Source organism: Curtobacterium sp. MCBD17_019 (genome assembly GCF_003234555.1).
GTDB lineage: Bacteria > Actinomycetota > Actinomycetes > Actinomycetales > Microbacteriaceae > Curtobacterium.
Window position 1 is genome coordinate 111,170 of record NZ_QKTT01000003.1, and the last position, 15,271, is coordinate 126,440.

The window sequence follows — 15,271 nt, forward strand, 5'->3', positions numbered from 1 at the left end:
AAGGGACGAACGGTGACGACCCTCCTGTACCTCGTGCGGCACGGCGAGACCGACTGGAACAAGCAGCGCCGCATCCAGGGGTCGACCGACATCCCACTGAACGAGACCGGACGCCGACAGGCAGCTGCCGCCGGTGCGTTGCTCGTGCGTCGCCGGTTCGACGCCGTGCTCGCGTCCCCGCTGTCCCGGGCGTTCGAGACGGGCGCGATCATCGCCTCCCGGCTCGGGCTGCCCACTCCGTCGACGGACGACGGTCTCGTCGAGCGGTCGTACGGCGAGGCCGAGGGCCTGACGGACGTCGAGATCCGCGAACGGTTCCCGGACGGCTCGGTGCCCGGCCGCGAGTCGCGCTCGGCGTTGCTCGCCCGCGTGCTCGAGTCGCTCGGCGAGATCGCGATCCGGTTCGACGCCGGCGCGGTCGTCGTCGCGACGCACGGAGCGGTGATCCGTGCCGTGGTGAACGAGCTCGCCCCGGGTACCGCCGACTCCTTCACGACGCCGATCCGAAACGGGTCGATCCACTCGTTCCGTTGGGACCCCGAGCGCTTCCGCGGGGAACTCGTCCGGTTCGACGACCCGATCGAGGACCAGTCCGAGGCCCCCGGGCGGTACGAGTTCGCGTACCAGAACCCGCTCGAGGCCGAGGGCGACTGACGGCCGCCGGGCTGGCGCTCCCACCTCGGTCCGGCGGTCCTCCATGTCCGCCGAACGGGGCGACGGGCGTCGGTCAGGCGCGGCGGTCGGCGACGGCGCGCTCGACGGACGCGACGACGCGCTCGGCGGACGTGGTCCAGTCGAAGCGGCGGACCCGCTCGAGGGAGGCCCGGTGCAGGTCGTCCCAGCGCGCCTCGACCCGTCGCACCGCGGCCGCGACCGCGGCGGGCGAGGCCGGGTCGAAGTACTCGGCGGCCGCGCCGCCGATCTCGCGGAAGATCGGGATGTCGCTCACGGCGACGGGCGTGCCCACGCCCATCGACTCGACGAGCGGGATCCCGAAGCCCTCGTCGTGCGAGGCGCTGACGAGTGCCGTCGCGGTCCGGAGCACCGCGCGGTACTCCTCGTCCGACGCTCCGTCGTGGAACACGAGCGAACCCGCGGGGGCGAGCCGCTCGAGCCGCTCCCGGTCCGCAGCTCGCACGCGCGACATGCAGTGCAGCCGCCAGTCGGCCTCCCCGGGCCCGCGGAGCAGCGGGATCGCGGAGGCGAGGGTCTCGACGTTCTTGTAGGGCATGAACGTGCCCATGTAGACGAGGTCCCGCGTCCGCAGGCCGTCCGCCGCGCGCGGCGCCACCGGGTCCGCGGCGTTGTACGCGACCGTCACGGGCCGACGCGTCAGCCGGTGGTCCCGGATGAGTCCGGCGGTCGTCTCGCTCACCGTGACGACGCCGTCGGCACCATCGAGCAGCATCCGCTGCGGCCACCACGCGAGGTGGAACGCACGCCACCCCAGCCGCAGCGGCCACGAGAACTCACGGGGCGGTGTGCGGTTGCGGTAGTAGATGAGGTCGTGCAGCGTCAGCACGAGCGCGTAGTGGCGTCCGCGGGATCCCATGGTCTGCATCGGCGAGAACACGGCGTCGAGCCCCAGCCGGTTCACCTGCCGCGCGACCAGGGGCTCCCCGGCGCTCGTCGGTGGACTGATGCGCTCCCAGGGCATCCCGTCCGGCAGCGAGTCCCGCTGTCCGTCCTCGCTCACCAGGAGCACGTAGTCGTGCCGGTCCGGCAGATGTGCCGCGACACCGGCCGTGAACCGGCTGATGCCGTCATGGTGCCCCACCCGGACGTAGCGGCAGTCGATGCCGATGCGGAGACGGCTCATCGGCGCATCCCGCCGCGGTCCGGTTCGGGCGTCGCCAGGGAGGCACGGATCGCGTCCGCCGCGGCGGCCGGCGTCTCGTAGTGCACGAGGTGGCCGACGCCGGGGATCACGACGAGGGTCGCGTCGGGCAGCCGGTCCGCCAGCGCTTCCTGTTCCGGCACCGCGGTGATGTCGTCACGTTCGGCGGCGATGAGGAGCACCGGTACGTCGATGCGGTCCGCGTACGCGGCGACGTCGTGCGTCACCGACGTCCGGAACGCGTCGAGGACGACGTGGCGGTCGGCGAACGCCGAGAAGTACCGGTCGTGCTGGTCGTGCACCCATCGGCGCAACCGCGGTTCGCGGGACTTGAGCATCGCGACGCTCATCGCCCGGACGATCCCCCGGTTCCGGAGGAGGGCGAGCCCGAGCGCCCGGGGCAGGACCGCACCCAGCCGGTAGTAGGCGATCGCGATCGCGGTACCCACGGCGCGCGGGCCCTGCAGTGCGGGAGCGGCGATCGGGTTGACCAGGACCAGGCGCCGGGTGTCGAGCCCGTCGGCGACCGCGGCTGCGGTGACGATGCTCCCGAAGGAATGCCCGAGCACGACGGCCCGTCGGTCGAGCCCGAGGGCGCGGTGGAACGCTCGGAGCCACCGCACGAAGCCGTCCATGTCGGACCGCGGGAGCGCGTCGGACACCCCGAAGCCCGGGAGGTCCGGCACGATCGTGCGGACCTCGGGCAGGTGCGCGGCGAGCGACTCGAGCCCGTGGTGGTCGCCACGGAAGCCGTGCACGGCGAGCATGGTGGTGTCCGCGTCCTCGGGGCCGTACACCCAGTAGTGGGTTGCGCGGCCGTCGACGAGGACCGACCGGTGCACCACGGGCAGCCCGGCCATGAGCCGCTGGTACGGGGAGACGATCGGGGCACGCATCCCGCCGAGTCTACGGGCCGGACCCGTCGCGCCGGACGGGTGCCGCGCCTCCCGGTCGGCGGGCCGTGCGGTCGTCCGTTCCCTCCGGACACGGATACCCGGGGCGACATAGAGTGGGCCGACGGGCGCCATGTCGGCCCCGACGCCCGACGGATCCACGAGGAGCACGGTGACGTTCACTGCCCCCATCCAGCTGCCCGGACTGACCCTGGACCCGCTCTGGTACAAGCGGTCGGTGTTCTACGAGTGCATGATCCGCTCGTTCGTCGACTCGAACGGGGACGGCACCGGCGATCTGTCCGGACTCATCAGCCGCCTGGACTACCTGCAGTGGCTCGGCGTCGACGCGCTGTGGCTGCCGCCGTTCTTCCAGTCGCCGATGCGCGACGGCGGCTACGACATCTCCGACTACAAGGCGATCCTGCCGGAGTTCGGCACCCTGGACGAGTTCCGCGACCTCGTGACGAAGGCGCACGAACGGAACATGCGCATCGTCATCGACATGGTGATCAACCACACCTCCGACGCGCACGAGTGGTTCCAGCAGTCCCGCGAGGACCCGGACGGGCCCTACGGCGACTTCTACGTCTGGAGCGACAGCCCGGACAAGTACGAGAACATCCGCATCATCTTCGTCGACACCGAGGAGTCGAACTGGACGTTCGACCCGATCCGACGGCAGTTCTTCTTCCACCGGTTCTTCTCGCACCAGCCGGACCTCAACTTCGAGAACCCCGCCGTGGTCGAGGCCGTCTACGACGTCGTCCGGCACTGGCTCGACATGGGCGTGGACGGGCTGCGGCTCGACGCGATCCCGTACCTCTTCGAGTCCGAGGAGGGCAACGGCGAGGGCGAGCCCGCGACGCACGAGTTCGTCAAGGGCCTCCGCGCGATGGTCGACGAGGAGTACCCCGGGCGCGTGCTCATCGCCGAGGCGAACCAGTGGCCGCGCGAGACGGCGGCGTTCTTCGGCACCGACGACGAGCCCGAGTGCCACATGGCCTTCGACTTCCCGGTGATGCCCCGCATCTACTACTCGCTCCGCGCGCAGCACGCGACGGAGCTCCAGCGGATCCTCTCGGAGACCACCGAGGTCCCGGAGAGCGCGGCGTGGGGTGTGTTCCTGCGGAACCACGACGAGTTGACGCTCGAGATGGTGAGCGAGGAGTACCGCCAGGCGATGTACGGCTGGTACGCGTACGACCCGCGGATGCGGTCGAACATCGGCATCCGTCGACGCCTCGCGCCGCTCCTCGACAACTCCCGGGCGGAGCTCGAGCTCGTGCACGCGCTGCTGTTCTCGCTCCCCGGCTCGCCGTTCCTGTACTACGGCGACGAGATCGGCATGGGCGACAACATCTGGTTGCCCGACCGCGACTCGTCCCGCACCCCCATGCAGTGGACGCCGGACCGCAACGCCGGGTTCTCGACGGCCGACCCCGGCAAGCTGTACCTGCCGGTCGTGCAGTCCCTCGTCTACAACTACAACCTCGTCAACGTCGAGTCGCAGCTGGCGCAGTCCCGCTCCCTGCTGCACTGGATCCGCAACGTCATCCACGTGCGGAAGGCGCACCCGGTGTTCGGGCTCGGCACGCTCACCGTGCTCGAGAGCGACAACGACTCGGTGCTCACGTTCATGCGGTCGTACGAGGGCACGGGCACCCAGTTCGGTGACTCCGCCGAGGACGTCCTCTGCGTCTTCTCGTTCGCGCACAACCCCACCGCGGTCACGATCACGGCGCCCGAGCACGCCGGTCTGCCCCTGTACGACCTCTTCGGCGGCGGGTCGTTCCCGTCGTTCGACGAGGACGGCAAGGTGACGATCACCCTCGGGACGCAGGCGTTCTACTGGCTGCACGTGGGACGGCCGCGGGACTGACGGTCCGTAGGGGTCTCGGGGTCGGCACCGCGTCCCGGCCCGGCCCGGCCGCGTCGGGTCCCCCGGCCGCGTCGGGTCGCCCGGACGGCCGTGTCGCGTCCGCGGTGTCGGCGGCCGCCGCTAGCCTGACCGCGTGACCAGCTCTCCGCTCGCAGCGCCGATCGACGCCACCCTCGGAGCCCCCTCGGCGGCACCCCGCTCCCCTGCGGAACGCCCCTGGTGGCACGCGCTCGGCGTGTTCGACCTCGAGACCACGGGGATCGACGTCGAGACAGCGCGGATCGTCAGCGCCCATGTCGGGCTCATCGACATGACCGGTGCGAGCATCGCCGCCGGCTCGTGGCTGGCCGACCCGGGCGTCCCCATCCCGGAGCAGGCAGCTGCGGTGCACGGCATCACGACCGAGCGCGCCCGTGCCGAGGGGCGTGCCGCCGGCGTCGTCGTCGCCGAGATCATCGCCGCGGTCGAGGCCGTGTTCGCCCGCGGGATCCCGCTCGTGGTCTACAACGCGCCGTACGACCTCACCGTCCTCGACCGCGAGGCCAAGCGCCACGGCCTGGCGGCACCCGTGATCGGGAACGTCGTCGATCCGCTCGTCATCGACAAGGCCGTCGACACCTACCGCAAGGGCAAGCGCACGCTCGAGGTCTGCTCCGCGCTGTACGGCGTGACCCTCGCGGACGCGCACGACGCCGGTGCCGACGCGATCGCCGCCGGACGCGTCGCGCAGGCGATCGCGAGCCGCTACCCGGACCAGCTCGGCATCAGCGCCGAGGAGCTCCACCGACTGCAGGTGGCCTGGTGCTCCGACCAGGCGGCGTCGTTCCAGGACTACATGCGGCGTGAGCGCAATCCGCAGTTCGTCGCGGACGGCCGCTGGCCGCACCGCAACCCCGCCTGATCGTCCCCGGCCCCGGTGTCGGCACGCGCGCACGGGGCAGGGCACAGGCACAGGCACAGGCACAGGCACAGGCACAGGCACACACCTGAACCGGGCGGTCCTCGGCAATGGCTGCCCCGGAGACGCAGCAACGGGCGGCCACCCGGAGGTGGACCGCCCGTTGCTCGCTCGCCGTTCCCGACGAGGTCGCGTCAGCGTTGCCGCCGCGACCGAGGGCTCGGACTTACTTGCCGAAGCCCTTGAAGCGCTGGTTGAACTTCTCGACGCGACCGGCCGAGTCGAGGATGCGCTGCTTGCCCGTGTAGAACGGGTGCGAGGCGCTCGAGATCTCGACGTCGATCACCGGGTAGGTGACACCGTCGAGCTCGATGGTCTTGTCGCTGGTCGCGGTGGAGCGCGTCAGGAACGTCTCACCGGAGGCCAGGTCGCGGAAGACGATGGCGTTGTACTCGGGGTGCGTGTCGGTCTTCATGGTGTTCCTCGTCGTGGATGTGGTGGTTCGGAGTGCGCGAGCGCGCGGAAAACTGTGGCGTACGCCAGCGACCGAGTTTAGCAGACCGTCAGCGCGGACGGGAGGCACCGCTCGTCTCCGGCATCGGCGGCTCGGTCGTCACCTCAGCTGGCGCGGGCGGTGTAGCGACCCGCGTCCGCCGTCACGACGAGGCCGATCCCGAACGCGTCCGAGAGCACCTCGCTCGTCACGACGTCAGCGATCGGTCCGGCGGTGTGCACGCGCCCCTCGGCGAGCACGAGCGCGTGCGTGAAGCCCTTCGGGATCTCCTCCACATGGTGGGTGACGACCACGATGGCAGGAGCCTCGGCGCTCTCGGCATACCCCCCGAGCGTCCGGACCAGACTCTCGCGTGCCCCGAGGTCGAGCGACGCCGCCGGCTCGTCGAGGAACAGGACCTCGGGATCGGTCATGACGGACCGGGCGATCTGGACGCGCTTCTGCTCGCCGTCGCTCAGTTCACCGAAGGTCCGGTCGGCGAAGCCGCCGAGGCCCCACTCGTCGAGGACCCGATGGGCACGTCGGACGTCGATGTCGTCGTACTGCTCGTTCCACCGACCGGTGACCGAGTAGGCGGCCGTGAGCACGACGTCGAGCACCTGCTCGGTGACCGGGATGCGCCGGGCGAGCGCGGTGGACGCGAACCCGATGCGCGGACGGAGTTCGAACAGGTCGGCGCCACCGACCTCCGTGCCGAGGACCTCGACCGTGCCCGAGGTCGGGAACGACTGCGCCCCGGCGACCTGCAGCAGGGTCGTCTTCCCTGCGCCGTTCGCGCCGAGGACGACCCAACGGTCCGCCTCGTCGACCTGCCACGACACCTGGTCGAGGATGCTGACCCCGTTCCGGACGACGGACACGTCTTGCAAGCGCACAACCGAGGGCATGCCGTCAGCCTACGCGGTCGGCCGTCGGGGAGGAGGCGCGGCACACGTCCTGTGGACGGCCGCCGCCGGCGTCCTCAGCGACCGGCGAGGACGGCGTCGTAGACCCGACGGGTCTGGGTCGCGATGGCGGACCAGGTGAACTCGCCCTCGACACGCAGACGCCCGGCCCGACCCATGAGGGCGGCGAGCCCGGGGTCGGCGAGCACCTCGCGCAGCGTCGCGCCGAGGTCCGCCACGAAGCGGTCCGGGTCGACCGGCGTCCCGGACCCGTCCTGCACCTGCTCGATCGGCACGATGCGCCCGGTCAGTCCGTCGGCGACGACCTCGGGGATGCCGCCCGTGGCCGTGCCGACGACCGGCAGCCCGCACGCCATGGCCTCGAGGTTGACGATCCCGAGCGGCTCGTACACCGACGGACACACGAACACACTCGCCGCCGACAGCACCCGGACGATCTCGTCGTGGGAGAGCATCCGGTCGATCCACACCACGCCCGAGCGGCGGGTCCGGAGGTCCTCGACCAGGCCCGTCACCTCGGCGAGGATCTCCGGGGTGTCCGGCGCTCCGGCGCAGAGGACCACCTGGACGTCCGCCGGCAGCCCGTCGAGCGCACGGAGGAGGTACGGCAGACCCTTCTGGCGGGTGATGCGACCCACGAAGACGACGGTCGGCCGATCGGGGTCGATCCCGAGCGCGCGGACCGCTTCCGGGTCCACCACGCGCTGCCAGGCGTCGATGTCGATGCCGTTGTACACGACGTGCAACCGGTCCTCGGGGATCGACGGGTAGGAGCGGGCGATGTCGGCGCGCATGCCCTTCGACACCGCGATGACCGCGTCGGCGTTCGTGTACGCCTCGCGCTCGATCCAGCTCGACAGCCGGTACCCGCCGCCCAGCTGCTCGGCCTTCCAGGGGCGGAGCGGCTCGAGGCTGTGTGCCGTCACGACGTGCGGCAGGTCGTAGGTGAGCTGCGCGACACGTCCTGCGGCGTTCGCGTACCAGGTGTGGGAGTGCACGAGGTCCGAGCCCTCGATGTCGGGGACCATCTGCAGGTCGGTGGCGAGCGTGGTCACGGCGCCGTTCGCATGCTCGAACCCCGCGGGGGCCCGGTAGGAGGTCACGCCGTCGGCGTCCCGATCGGCTCCGAACGCGCGGACGCGCACGTCGGTGTCCGTCCCGGATCGGAGCGCCGCCGTCAGTTCCGCGACGTGGACGCCCGCACCCCCGTAGATCTCCGGGGGGAATTCCTTCGTCAGCAGATCGACTCGCACGTCCCCCAACGTAACGAATGGCCCGGTCGCACGCCTACTCTTGGGGCATGCCATCGAAGAAGATCTTCGGCATCGTCCTCGCAGGGGGCGAAGGGAAGCGGCTCATGCCGTTGACCGCCGACCGAGCCAAGCCCGCCGTCCCGTTCGGCGGCAACTTCCGTCTGATCGACTTCGCGTTGAGCAACCTGGTGAACTCCGGACTGCAGCGCATCGTGGTCCTGACCCAGTACAAGTCCCACAGCCTCGACCGCCACGTGTCCCAGACCTGGCGCATGGAGGGGCTGCTGGGCTCGTACGTGGCGTCGGTCCCGGCGCAGCAGCGACTCGGCAAACGGTGGTTCGCCGGGTCCGCCGACGCGATCCTCCAGAGCCTCAACCTCCTCCGGGACGAACGGCCCGACATCGTCGTCGTGGTCGGTGCGGACCACGTGTACCGCATGGACTTCTCCCAGATGGTCGAGGCGCACATCGCGTCGGGCCGCAGCGCGACCGTCGCCGCGATCCGACAGCCCATCGCGCTCGCCGACCAGTTCGGCGTCATCCAGGTCGACGACGAGGACCCGACGAAGATCGGCGCGTTCCTGGAGAAGCCGAAGGACGCGGTGGGACTCCCCGACTCCCCCGGTGAGGTCCTCGCGTCGATGGGCAACTACGTCTTCGACGCGGACGCGCTCATCGACGCGGTCCTGCGCGACGGTCAGATCGAGTCCTCGAACCACGACATGGGCGGTGACATCGTGCCGGACTTCGTGACCCGGGGCGACGCCGGCGTCTACGACCTCAACCGCAACGACGTCCCGGGTGCCACCGAGCGCGACAAGTACTACTGGCGCGACGTGGGAACGATCGACTCGTTCTTCGAGGCGCACCAGGACCTCATCGCAGCACTCCCGGTCTTCAACCTCTACAACGTCGACTGGCCGATCTTCAACCAGCAGATCAACTCGCCGCCCGCCAAGTTCGTCCGTGACGCCAAGGGCGTCAGCGGAACCGCGGTCGACTCGATCGTCTCGCTCGGGTGCCTGCTGTCCGGGGCACAGGTGGAGCGCAGCGTGATCGGGCCGTGGTGCACCATCGAGTCCGGCGCCCAGGTCGTCGACTCCGTGGTGTTCGACCGGGCGATGGTCGGCCCTGACGCGGTCGTGCGCCGCGCGATCCTCGACAAGGACGTCGTGATCGAGGCCGGCGCTCAGGTCGGGGTGGATCGCGGCGCGGATCTCGCCCGCGGGTTCACGGTCACGGACTCCGGAATCACCGTGGTCGGCAAGGGGGTGCGGGTCGAGGCCTGAGGCCGCGAGGCACGGTCCGCGTCATCCGCCGTCTCGCGCCCGCGACCGCCACTAGCCTTGGCGCGTGCCGCGTTTCCTCGTCGTCCTCGATGCCGATTCCACACTGCTCGAGGACGAGGTGATCGAGCTGCTCGCCGACGCCGCAGGAGCGCGTGATCGCGTCGCCGCCGTCACCGAGCGGGCGATGCGCGGTGAGATCGACTTCGCCGACAGCCTCCGCGACCGCGTCGCGACACTCGCGGGGTTGCCCGTGAGCGTTCTGGAGGACGTCCGTCGCGCCGTCCGGGTCACGACCGGCGCCGTCGAACTGGTCGAGGGCGTCCACGCCGCCGGCGGCAGCGTCGGCGTCGTGTCCGGCGGCTTCCACGAGGTGCTGGGCCCGATCGCGGCGGCACTCGGGCTCGACCACTGTCGCGCCAACCGACTCGAGGCGTCCGGCGGCGTGCTCACCGGCCGGGTGCTCGGGGACGTGGTCGACGCGGCCGCGAAGGCCGACGCGCTCCGGGCCTGGGCGGCCGCGGACGGCGTGGACGCACGGCGGCACACGGTGGCGGTCGGCGACGGCGCCAACGACCTGTCCATGATGCGCGAGGCCGCGCTCGCCGTCGCCTTCGTCGCGCGGCCGGGCGTCCGCGACGCCGCGGACGTCGTCGTCGACCGGCGGGACCTCACACCCGTCCTGGCGTGCCTCGGGGTGCCCGTCCGGGCCTCCTGACCGACCGGTACCGGCAGGAGCCGCGTCCGGGATGGGCTCAGTCGCCCATCCCGACGCCGCCGTCCACCGGGATGACCGCCCCGGAGATGTACCCCGCGTCGTCGCCGGCGAGGAACAGGGTGGTCGCGGCGATGTCGTGCACGCTCCCGTACCGACCGGCGGGGATCTGCTTCTTGTACTGCGCCTGGACGTCCTCGGGCAGCGCCGCGGTCATCTCGGTCTCGATGAACCCGGGCGCGATGACGTTCGCCGTGAGGCCGCGGCCCCCGAGCTCACGCGTGAGCGACCGCGCGAACCCGATGAGCCCGGACTTCGACGACGCGTAGTTGACCTGTCCGGCGGAACCGAGCGTCCCGACGACGCTGGAGATCAGGATCACCCGGCCGAACCGGGCACGCAGCATGTTCTTGGAGGCGCGCTTCACGACGCGGAACGCTCCGGTCAGGTTCGTGTCCACGACCGAGGTGAAGTCCTCTTCGCTCATCCGGAGCAGCAGGGTGTCGTGCGTGATGCCGGCGTTCGACACGAGCACCTCGACCGGTCCGAGCGCTGCCTCGACGGCGGTGAACGCGGCGTCGACGCTCGCGGCGTCCGTGACGTCCGCGGCGACGGTGAGTGCGCCTTCGGGGCCGCCGTCACCGCTGCGCGACGTCACCGCGACCCGGTGCCCGGCGGCGACGAACTCCTGGGCGATGGCGTGGCCGATCCCGCGGTTCCCTCCGGTGACGAGGACGGTACGGGGCGTGGTCATGAGTGCTCCTGGTGCTGAACGGGGGCGGTAGGGGCGCCCGTCGGATCACCGCGGTGCGCCGAACGGACCATGCGAGCCTACCGTCGGTGGTGAGGCTTAGGCTTGAGCCGGGGAAGCGGAGAGACCATCGCATGAAGACGAACAGCATCACCTCGCTGCCGGCATCGCCCGCCGATGACCGGCGCGGCCGCCTCAGGCGGTACGTGTTCACGATGTCCGTGCGCGTGGTGTGCTTCGTCGTGGCGGTCTGCCTCCACGACGTCTGGAGCATCCTCCCGCTCGTGCTCGCCGGCGTCATCCCGTGGGTGGCCGTGGTCGTCGCCAACGCGGGGAACCGCCGCGCCGACGACCTCGTCCGACCGGGCGGCGAACTCGTGCGCGTGCTGCCCGACGACGACCGCGAACGCATCGAGCAGGAGCGCGAGGAACGCTACCGCGAAGACCAGCGCGCCCGAGCCGCGTGGGCACACGCCGAGCAGGAGCGTGCGGAGCGCGAACGCGCCGCGGCGAGCGGCGGACGGAGCCGGCGCTGATGGCGACCTTCGACCTCCACACCGATCCAGGAGCGCCGGTGTGCTCGCGGGCCGGATGCTCGAACAGGGCGTCCTGGCGGGTCAACTGGCGCAACCCGAGGATCCATGCGGTCGACCGCGTCAAGATCTGGGCGGCGTGTGACGACCACTGTGCCTTCCTCGCGGACTACCTGCGGTCCCGGGCCTTCCCGGTGACCGTGACCGGCATCGACGAGGACGTCGAGCGGCTCGAGGACGTCGCGGACTCCCTGACCTCCGGAGGTGCCGAGGGCGGCTCCCTCGGATGACGCTGCACGACCCCCGGACGGACCACGACCGCACCGACGACGAGCCGACGGCCGGCCTCCGGGACTTCGACCCGACGGCCCGCTACGGGCGCCGGGGCGCGGAGCGCCTCCGCCGCGCCGAACGCGAGGCCCACGCGGCCCGGCTCGGCACCGCCGACGAGCACGAGACCGACCGGGACCCGGACGAACCCTTCGTCGGTTGGGGCTTCGTGATCGGCCGCCGTTGGGTCGGGTACTTCGCGATCGCGGTCGGCTTCGCGATCCTCTGCGCGTTCTTCGGCATGTGGCAGTGGGACCGCCGCAACGAGGCGGTCCGCGAGAACGACCAGATCGCCGAGAACTACGACCACACCCCCGTGCCCGTCGACCGCGCACTCCCGACACGGTCCGCGTTCGACGACGACCAGACGTGGCTCCAGGTCCGCGTGACCGGGCACTACGACGTGGCGGAGCAGCTCCTCGTGCGCAACCGCGTCCACAACGGTCAGCCCGGGTTCGAGGTCCTGACGCCGCTGGTGACGTCGTCGGGGCGCGCGTTCATCGTCGACCGCGGATGGGTCCCGACGGGCAACGACCACGACTACCCCGACTCCGTGCCCGCACCGCCGAGGGGCACCGTCGACGTCGTGGTGCGCCTCCAGCAGACCGAGCCGCACATCCCCGGTCGGACCGACCCGGCCCACACCGACGAGATCCAGTCGGTCACCCTGTCGGACGTCGCGGGCCGCGTCGCCCAGCCGATCTGGACCGGCGCGTACGGTCAGCTCAAGAGCGAGGATCCGGCGCCCGCACAGGCCCGGCCCCTTGGTTGGGATCGCCCGTCGGCCGACACCGGCCTCCACCTGTCGTACTTCATCCAGTGGTTCATGTTCGCCGCCGGCGGCTTCGGGTTCCTCGCCTACCTGATGGTCCAGGAGTACCGGAACCTCAACCAGGACGACCCGGAGGAACGCGAGCGCGCGCTCGAACGCAAGCGGCGGCGTGAAGCCCGTCCGAAGACGGACGCGGAGATCGAGGACGGCCTCCTCGACGACGTCCGGGTCGGCTGAGCCGGACAGCCCCCGGACGACGAGCGTCGGCGGCCCCGGTCAGGCGAGTTCGATGAGCTCCGCGTAGTCCTTGTTCCAGTGGTCCTCGACGCCGTCGGGCAGCAACAGCACCCGCTCCGGACTGAGGGCCTCGACCGCACCCGCGTCGTGGCTCACGAGCACGACGGCGCCCTCGTACCCCGCCAGTGCGCCGAGGATCTCCTCGCGCGATGCCGGGTCCAGGTTGTTCGTCGGCTCGTCGAGCAGGAGCACGTTCGCCCCGGACACGACGATCATCGCCAGCGACAGACGGGTCTTCTCGCCGCCCGAGAGCACGCCCGCCGGCTTGTAGCCGTCGTCCCCGGTGAACAGGAACGAACCGAGCACGCGTCGGGCCTCGGTCTCGGTGAGCGCCGGGGACGCCGAGACCATGTTCTCGATCACGGTCCGGTTGACGTCGATGTTCTCGTGCTCCTGCGCGTAGTAGCCGATGCGGAGGCCGTGGCCTGGCTGGACCTCGCCCGTGTCCGGGCGGTCGGCGCCCGCGAGGATGCGGAGCAGGGTGGTCTTGCCGGCACCGTTGAGGCCGAGGATGACGACCCGCGATCCCCGGTCGATCGCGAGGTCGACCCCGGCGAAGATCTCGAGCGACCCGTACGACTTCGAGAGGCCTTCGGCCATCAGCGGCGTGCGCCCGCAGGCGACCGGCGTGGGGAACCGCAGCTTCGCCACGCGGTCCTGCTCGCGGACGTCCTCGAGCCCGGCCAGGAGCTTCTCGGCGCGCGCCACCATCTGATGGGCGGCCGCCGCCTTCGTCGCCTTGGCGCCGAACCGGGCGGCCTGCTTCTGCAGCTCCCCCGCTTTCTTCTCGGCGTTGGCGCGTTCCTTGCGGCGCCGTTCCTCGTCCGCGACGCGCTGGCGCTGGTAGTGCTTCCAGCCCATGTTGTAGATGTCGATGACCTGGCGGTTCGCGTCGAGGTAGAAGACGCGGTTCACGACCTCGTCCACCAGTTCGACGTCGTGCGAGATGACGATCACACCGCCCGCGTACGTCTTGAGGTACTCCCGCAGCCAGACGACCGAGTCCGCGTCGAGGTGGTTCGTCGGCTCGTCGAGGATCATCGTGTCGGCCTCGGAGAACAGGATCCGCGCCAGTTCGATGCGCCGCCGCTGCCCGCCGGACAGCGTCTTCAGCTGCTGGTCGAGGATCCGGTCCGGCAGCGCCAGGTTCGACGCGATCGACGCCGCCTCCGCTTCGGCCGCGTACCCACCGAGCGCGGTGAAGCGGTCGTCGAGTCGTGCGTACTTGGCCATCGCCTTCTCGGCGACGGCCGGGTCGCTGCTCCCCATGTCGAGCGAGGCGGCGCGCAGTCCCTCGACGATCTCGCCGAGTCCACGGGCGTCGAGGATCCGCTTGCGCGCCGTGTCCTCGGGGTTGCCGGACCGCGGGTCCTGCGGCAGGTACCCGATCTCGCCGGAGCGGGTGATCTCGCCGCCGGTCGGCATGGTCTCACCCGCCAGCGCCTTCGTCATCGTGGTCTTGCCGGCACCGTTCCGCCCGACCAACCCGATCTTGTCGCCCTTGTCGACGCGGAAGGTCACGCCCTCCATCAGGAGGCGCGCTCCGACGCGGATCTCGAGATCGTGCACGGCAAGCACAGCGGACGTCCAATCAGTTGGTGGGGTGGTCACAACGGTGTGCAGGCGGGGGTGGCCCGTAGGATCGAGGGGAACCCGGCTCCGGCGCCGCGCTCCCGACACAGGAGCGGACCAAGGACGAGAACGCCCGCAGGCCATGGCGGATTCCGAGCGGCGCCCGCGACCACCGACCCATTCTAGGAGACTCCATGACGAACGCCGTTCCCGGTCGCGTCCACGCGGGCGCGAGCCGACCCGTGCTCGCGGACCGTATCCGCTCCCGCGGCCTCGCGACCGACGCGGCACTCGTCGCGGGCGGCGCGCTGTTCACCGCGGCCATGGCGCAGGTCGAGGTCCCGATGTGGCCGGTGCCCATCACCGGGCAGACGCTCGCCGTGGTGCTCGTCGGTGCGACCCTCGGCGCCCGCCGCGGTGCGATCTCGATGCTGCTCTACATGGTGGCCGGGCTCGCCGGAGCGCCGTTCTTCGCCGACATGACCGGTGGCCTGCACGCGCTCGCGGTGCCGAGCTTCGGGTACGTCATCGGCTTCGTCCCCAGCGCTGCCGCGATCGGGTGGCTCGCGCGCCGGAACTGGGACCGTCGCTTCGTCCGCGGCGTGATCGCCTTCACGCTCGCGAGCGCCATCCCCTTCGTGACCGGTCTGCCGTACCTGGCGATGGTCCTCGGCCAGCTGGGTGCGCCGCACGACCTCGCTACCGTGTTCCGCCTCGGACTCGCCCCGTTCGTCGTCGGTGGCATCGCCAAGGCTGTCATCGCCGCCGGCGTCCTCCCCCTGGCGTGGCGCGCCATCGGCCGCTCCCACTGATCGGCCCGACACGGACGGACG

At 71.1% G+C, this 15,271-nt stretch carries 16 protein-coding genes; 9 read left to right on the top strand and 7 right to left on the bottom strand.

Translation table 11 applies throughout. The features are described 5' to 3' along the window. Positions 1-12 precede the first annotated feature (12 nt). Positions 13-654, top strand: a complete 642-nt coding sequence (locus DEI82_RS04085) for a histidine phosphatase family protein (RefSeq protein WP_111009082.1) — start codon at positions 13-15, stop codon at positions 652-654. A gap of 73 nt (positions 655-727) precedes the next feature. On the opposite strand, the gene DEI82_RS04090 is transcribed toward DEI82_RS04085, so the two are convergent. Together DEI82_RS04090 and DEI82_RS04095 are read right to left on the bottom strand one after the other, a co-directional pair. Next, entirely contained in the window at positions 728-1,819 is a 1,092-nt protein-coding gene (locus DEI82_RS04090; protein ID WP_111009083.1) for a glycosyltransferase family 1 protein, read from the bottom strand. Then, a complete protein-coding gene (locus tag DEI82_RS04095) occupies positions 1,816-2,733 on the bottom strand; it encodes an alpha/beta fold hydrolase (RefSeq protein ID WP_111009344.1) in 918 nt (305 codons plus the stop codon). Before DEI82_RS04095 ends, DEI82_RS04090 begins: the two co-directional genes overlap by 4 nt. A 130-nt stretch (positions 2,734-2,863) precedes the next feature. Between DEI82_RS04095 and treS the strand changes: the two genes are divergently transcribed. Together treS and DEI82_RS04105 are read left to right on the top strand one after the other, a co-directional pair. Continuing rightward, positions 2,864-4,612: a maltose alpha-D-glucosyltransferase gene (gene treS / locus DEI82_RS04100; protein ID WP_181435100.1), complete on the top strand. Its 1,749-nt coding sequence runs from the start codon at positions 2,864-2,866 to the stop codon at positions 4,610-4,612. Between the two features lie 160 nt (positions 4,613-4,772). After that, complete coding sequence (locus DEI82_RS04105) at positions 4,773-5,513, top strand: exonuclease domain-containing protein (RefSeq protein ID WP_111013394.1); 741 nt, start codon at positions 4,773-4,775, stop codon at positions 5,511-5,513. Positions 5,514-5,736: 223 nt separating this feature from the next. On the opposite strand, the gene DEI82_RS04110 is transcribed toward DEI82_RS04105, so the two are convergent. The 3 genes from DEI82_RS04110 to glgA form a co-directional block, all read right to left on the bottom strand. Further along, positions 5,737-5,985, bottom strand: a complete 249-nt coding sequence (locus DEI82_RS04110) for a type B 50S ribosomal protein L31 (protein ID WP_111009085.1) — start codon at positions 5,983-5,985, stop codon at positions 5,737-5,739. Between the two features lie 143 nt (positions 5,986-6,128). Next, positions 6,129-6,911 carry an ABC transporter ATP-binding protein gene (locus DEI82_RS04115; protein ID WP_111009086.1) on the bottom strand — a complete coding sequence of 261 codons (783 nt, stop codon included), beginning with the start codon at positions 6,909-6,911 and terminating at the stop codon, positions 6,129-6,131. Between the two features lie 74 nt (positions 6,912-6,985). Next, a complete protein-coding gene (glgA, locus tag DEI82_RS04120) occupies positions 6,986-8,182 on the bottom strand; it encodes a glycogen synthase (RefSeq protein WP_111035885.1) in 1,197 nt (398 codons plus the stop codon). A 47-nt stretch (positions 8,183-8,229) separates the two neighbouring features. On the opposite strand from glgA, the gene DEI82_RS04125 reads away from it, so the two are divergent. Beyond that, on the top strand, positions 8,230-9,471 hold the full coding sequence (locus DEI82_RS04125) for a glucose-1-phosphate adenylyltransferase (protein WP_111013290.1): 1,242 nt from the start codon (positions 8,230-8,232) through the stop codon (positions 9,469-9,471). A gap of 64 nt (positions 9,472-9,535) precedes the next feature. Next, a complete protein-coding gene (gene serB, locus DEI82_RS04130) occupies positions 9,536-10,186 on the top strand; it encodes a phosphoserine phosphatase SerB (protein ID WP_111013289.1) in 651 nt (216 codons plus the stop codon). A 37-nt stretch (positions 10,187-10,223) separates the two neighbouring features. Here serB and fabG read toward each other — a convergent pair whose 3' ends face one another. Continuing rightward, complete coding sequence (fabG, locus tag DEI82_RS04135; protein ID WP_111013288.1) at positions 10,224-10,937, bottom strand: 3-oxoacyl-ACP reductase FabG; 714 nt, start codon at positions 10,935-10,937, stop codon at positions 10,224-10,226. A gap of 131 nt (positions 10,938-11,068) precedes the next feature. Between fabG and DEI82_RS04140 the strand changes: the two genes are divergently transcribed. From DEI82_RS04140 to DEI82_RS04150, 3 genes are read left to right on the top strand one after another with little or no spacing between them, the layout of a single operon-like run. Continuing rightward, positions 11,069-11,470, top strand: a complete 402-nt coding sequence (locus DEI82_RS04140; protein ID WP_111035886.1) for a DUF3099 domain-containing protein — start codon at positions 11,069-11,071, stop codon at positions 11,468-11,470. Further along, positions 11,470-11,757, top strand: coding sequence for a hypothetical protein (locus tag DEI82_RS04145; protein WP_111013286.1), 288 nt, complete (start codon positions 11,470-11,472; stop codon positions 11,755-11,757). The genes DEI82_RS04140 and DEI82_RS04145 overlap by 1 nt, the downstream gene beginning before the upstream one ends. After that, the gene (locus DEI82_RS04150) at positions 11,754-12,806 is read left to right on the top strand and encodes an SURF1 family protein (RefSeq protein WP_111035887.1); all 1,053 of its coding nucleotides are present in this window, start codon (positions 11,754-11,756) and stop codon (positions 12,804-12,806) included. The genes DEI82_RS04145 and DEI82_RS04150 overlap by 4 nt, the downstream gene beginning before the upstream one ends. Before the next feature lie 39 nt (positions 12,807-12,845). Here the strand turns inward: DEI82_RS04150 and DEI82_RS04155 are convergent, their stop codons facing one another. After that, positions 12,846-14,444, bottom strand: a complete 1,599-nt coding sequence (locus DEI82_RS04155; protein WP_111013284.1) for an ABC-F family ATP-binding cassette domain-containing protein — start codon at positions 14,442-14,444, stop codon at positions 12,846-12,848. 188 nt (positions 14,445-14,632) lie between these two features. Between DEI82_RS04155 and DEI82_RS04160 the strand changes: the two genes are divergently transcribed. Next, complete coding sequence (locus DEI82_RS04160) at positions 14,633-15,250, top strand: biotin transporter BioY (RefSeq protein ID WP_111035888.1); 618 nt, start codon at positions 14,633-14,635, stop codon at positions 15,248-15,250. Positions 15,251-15,271: the final 21 nt, after the last annotated feature.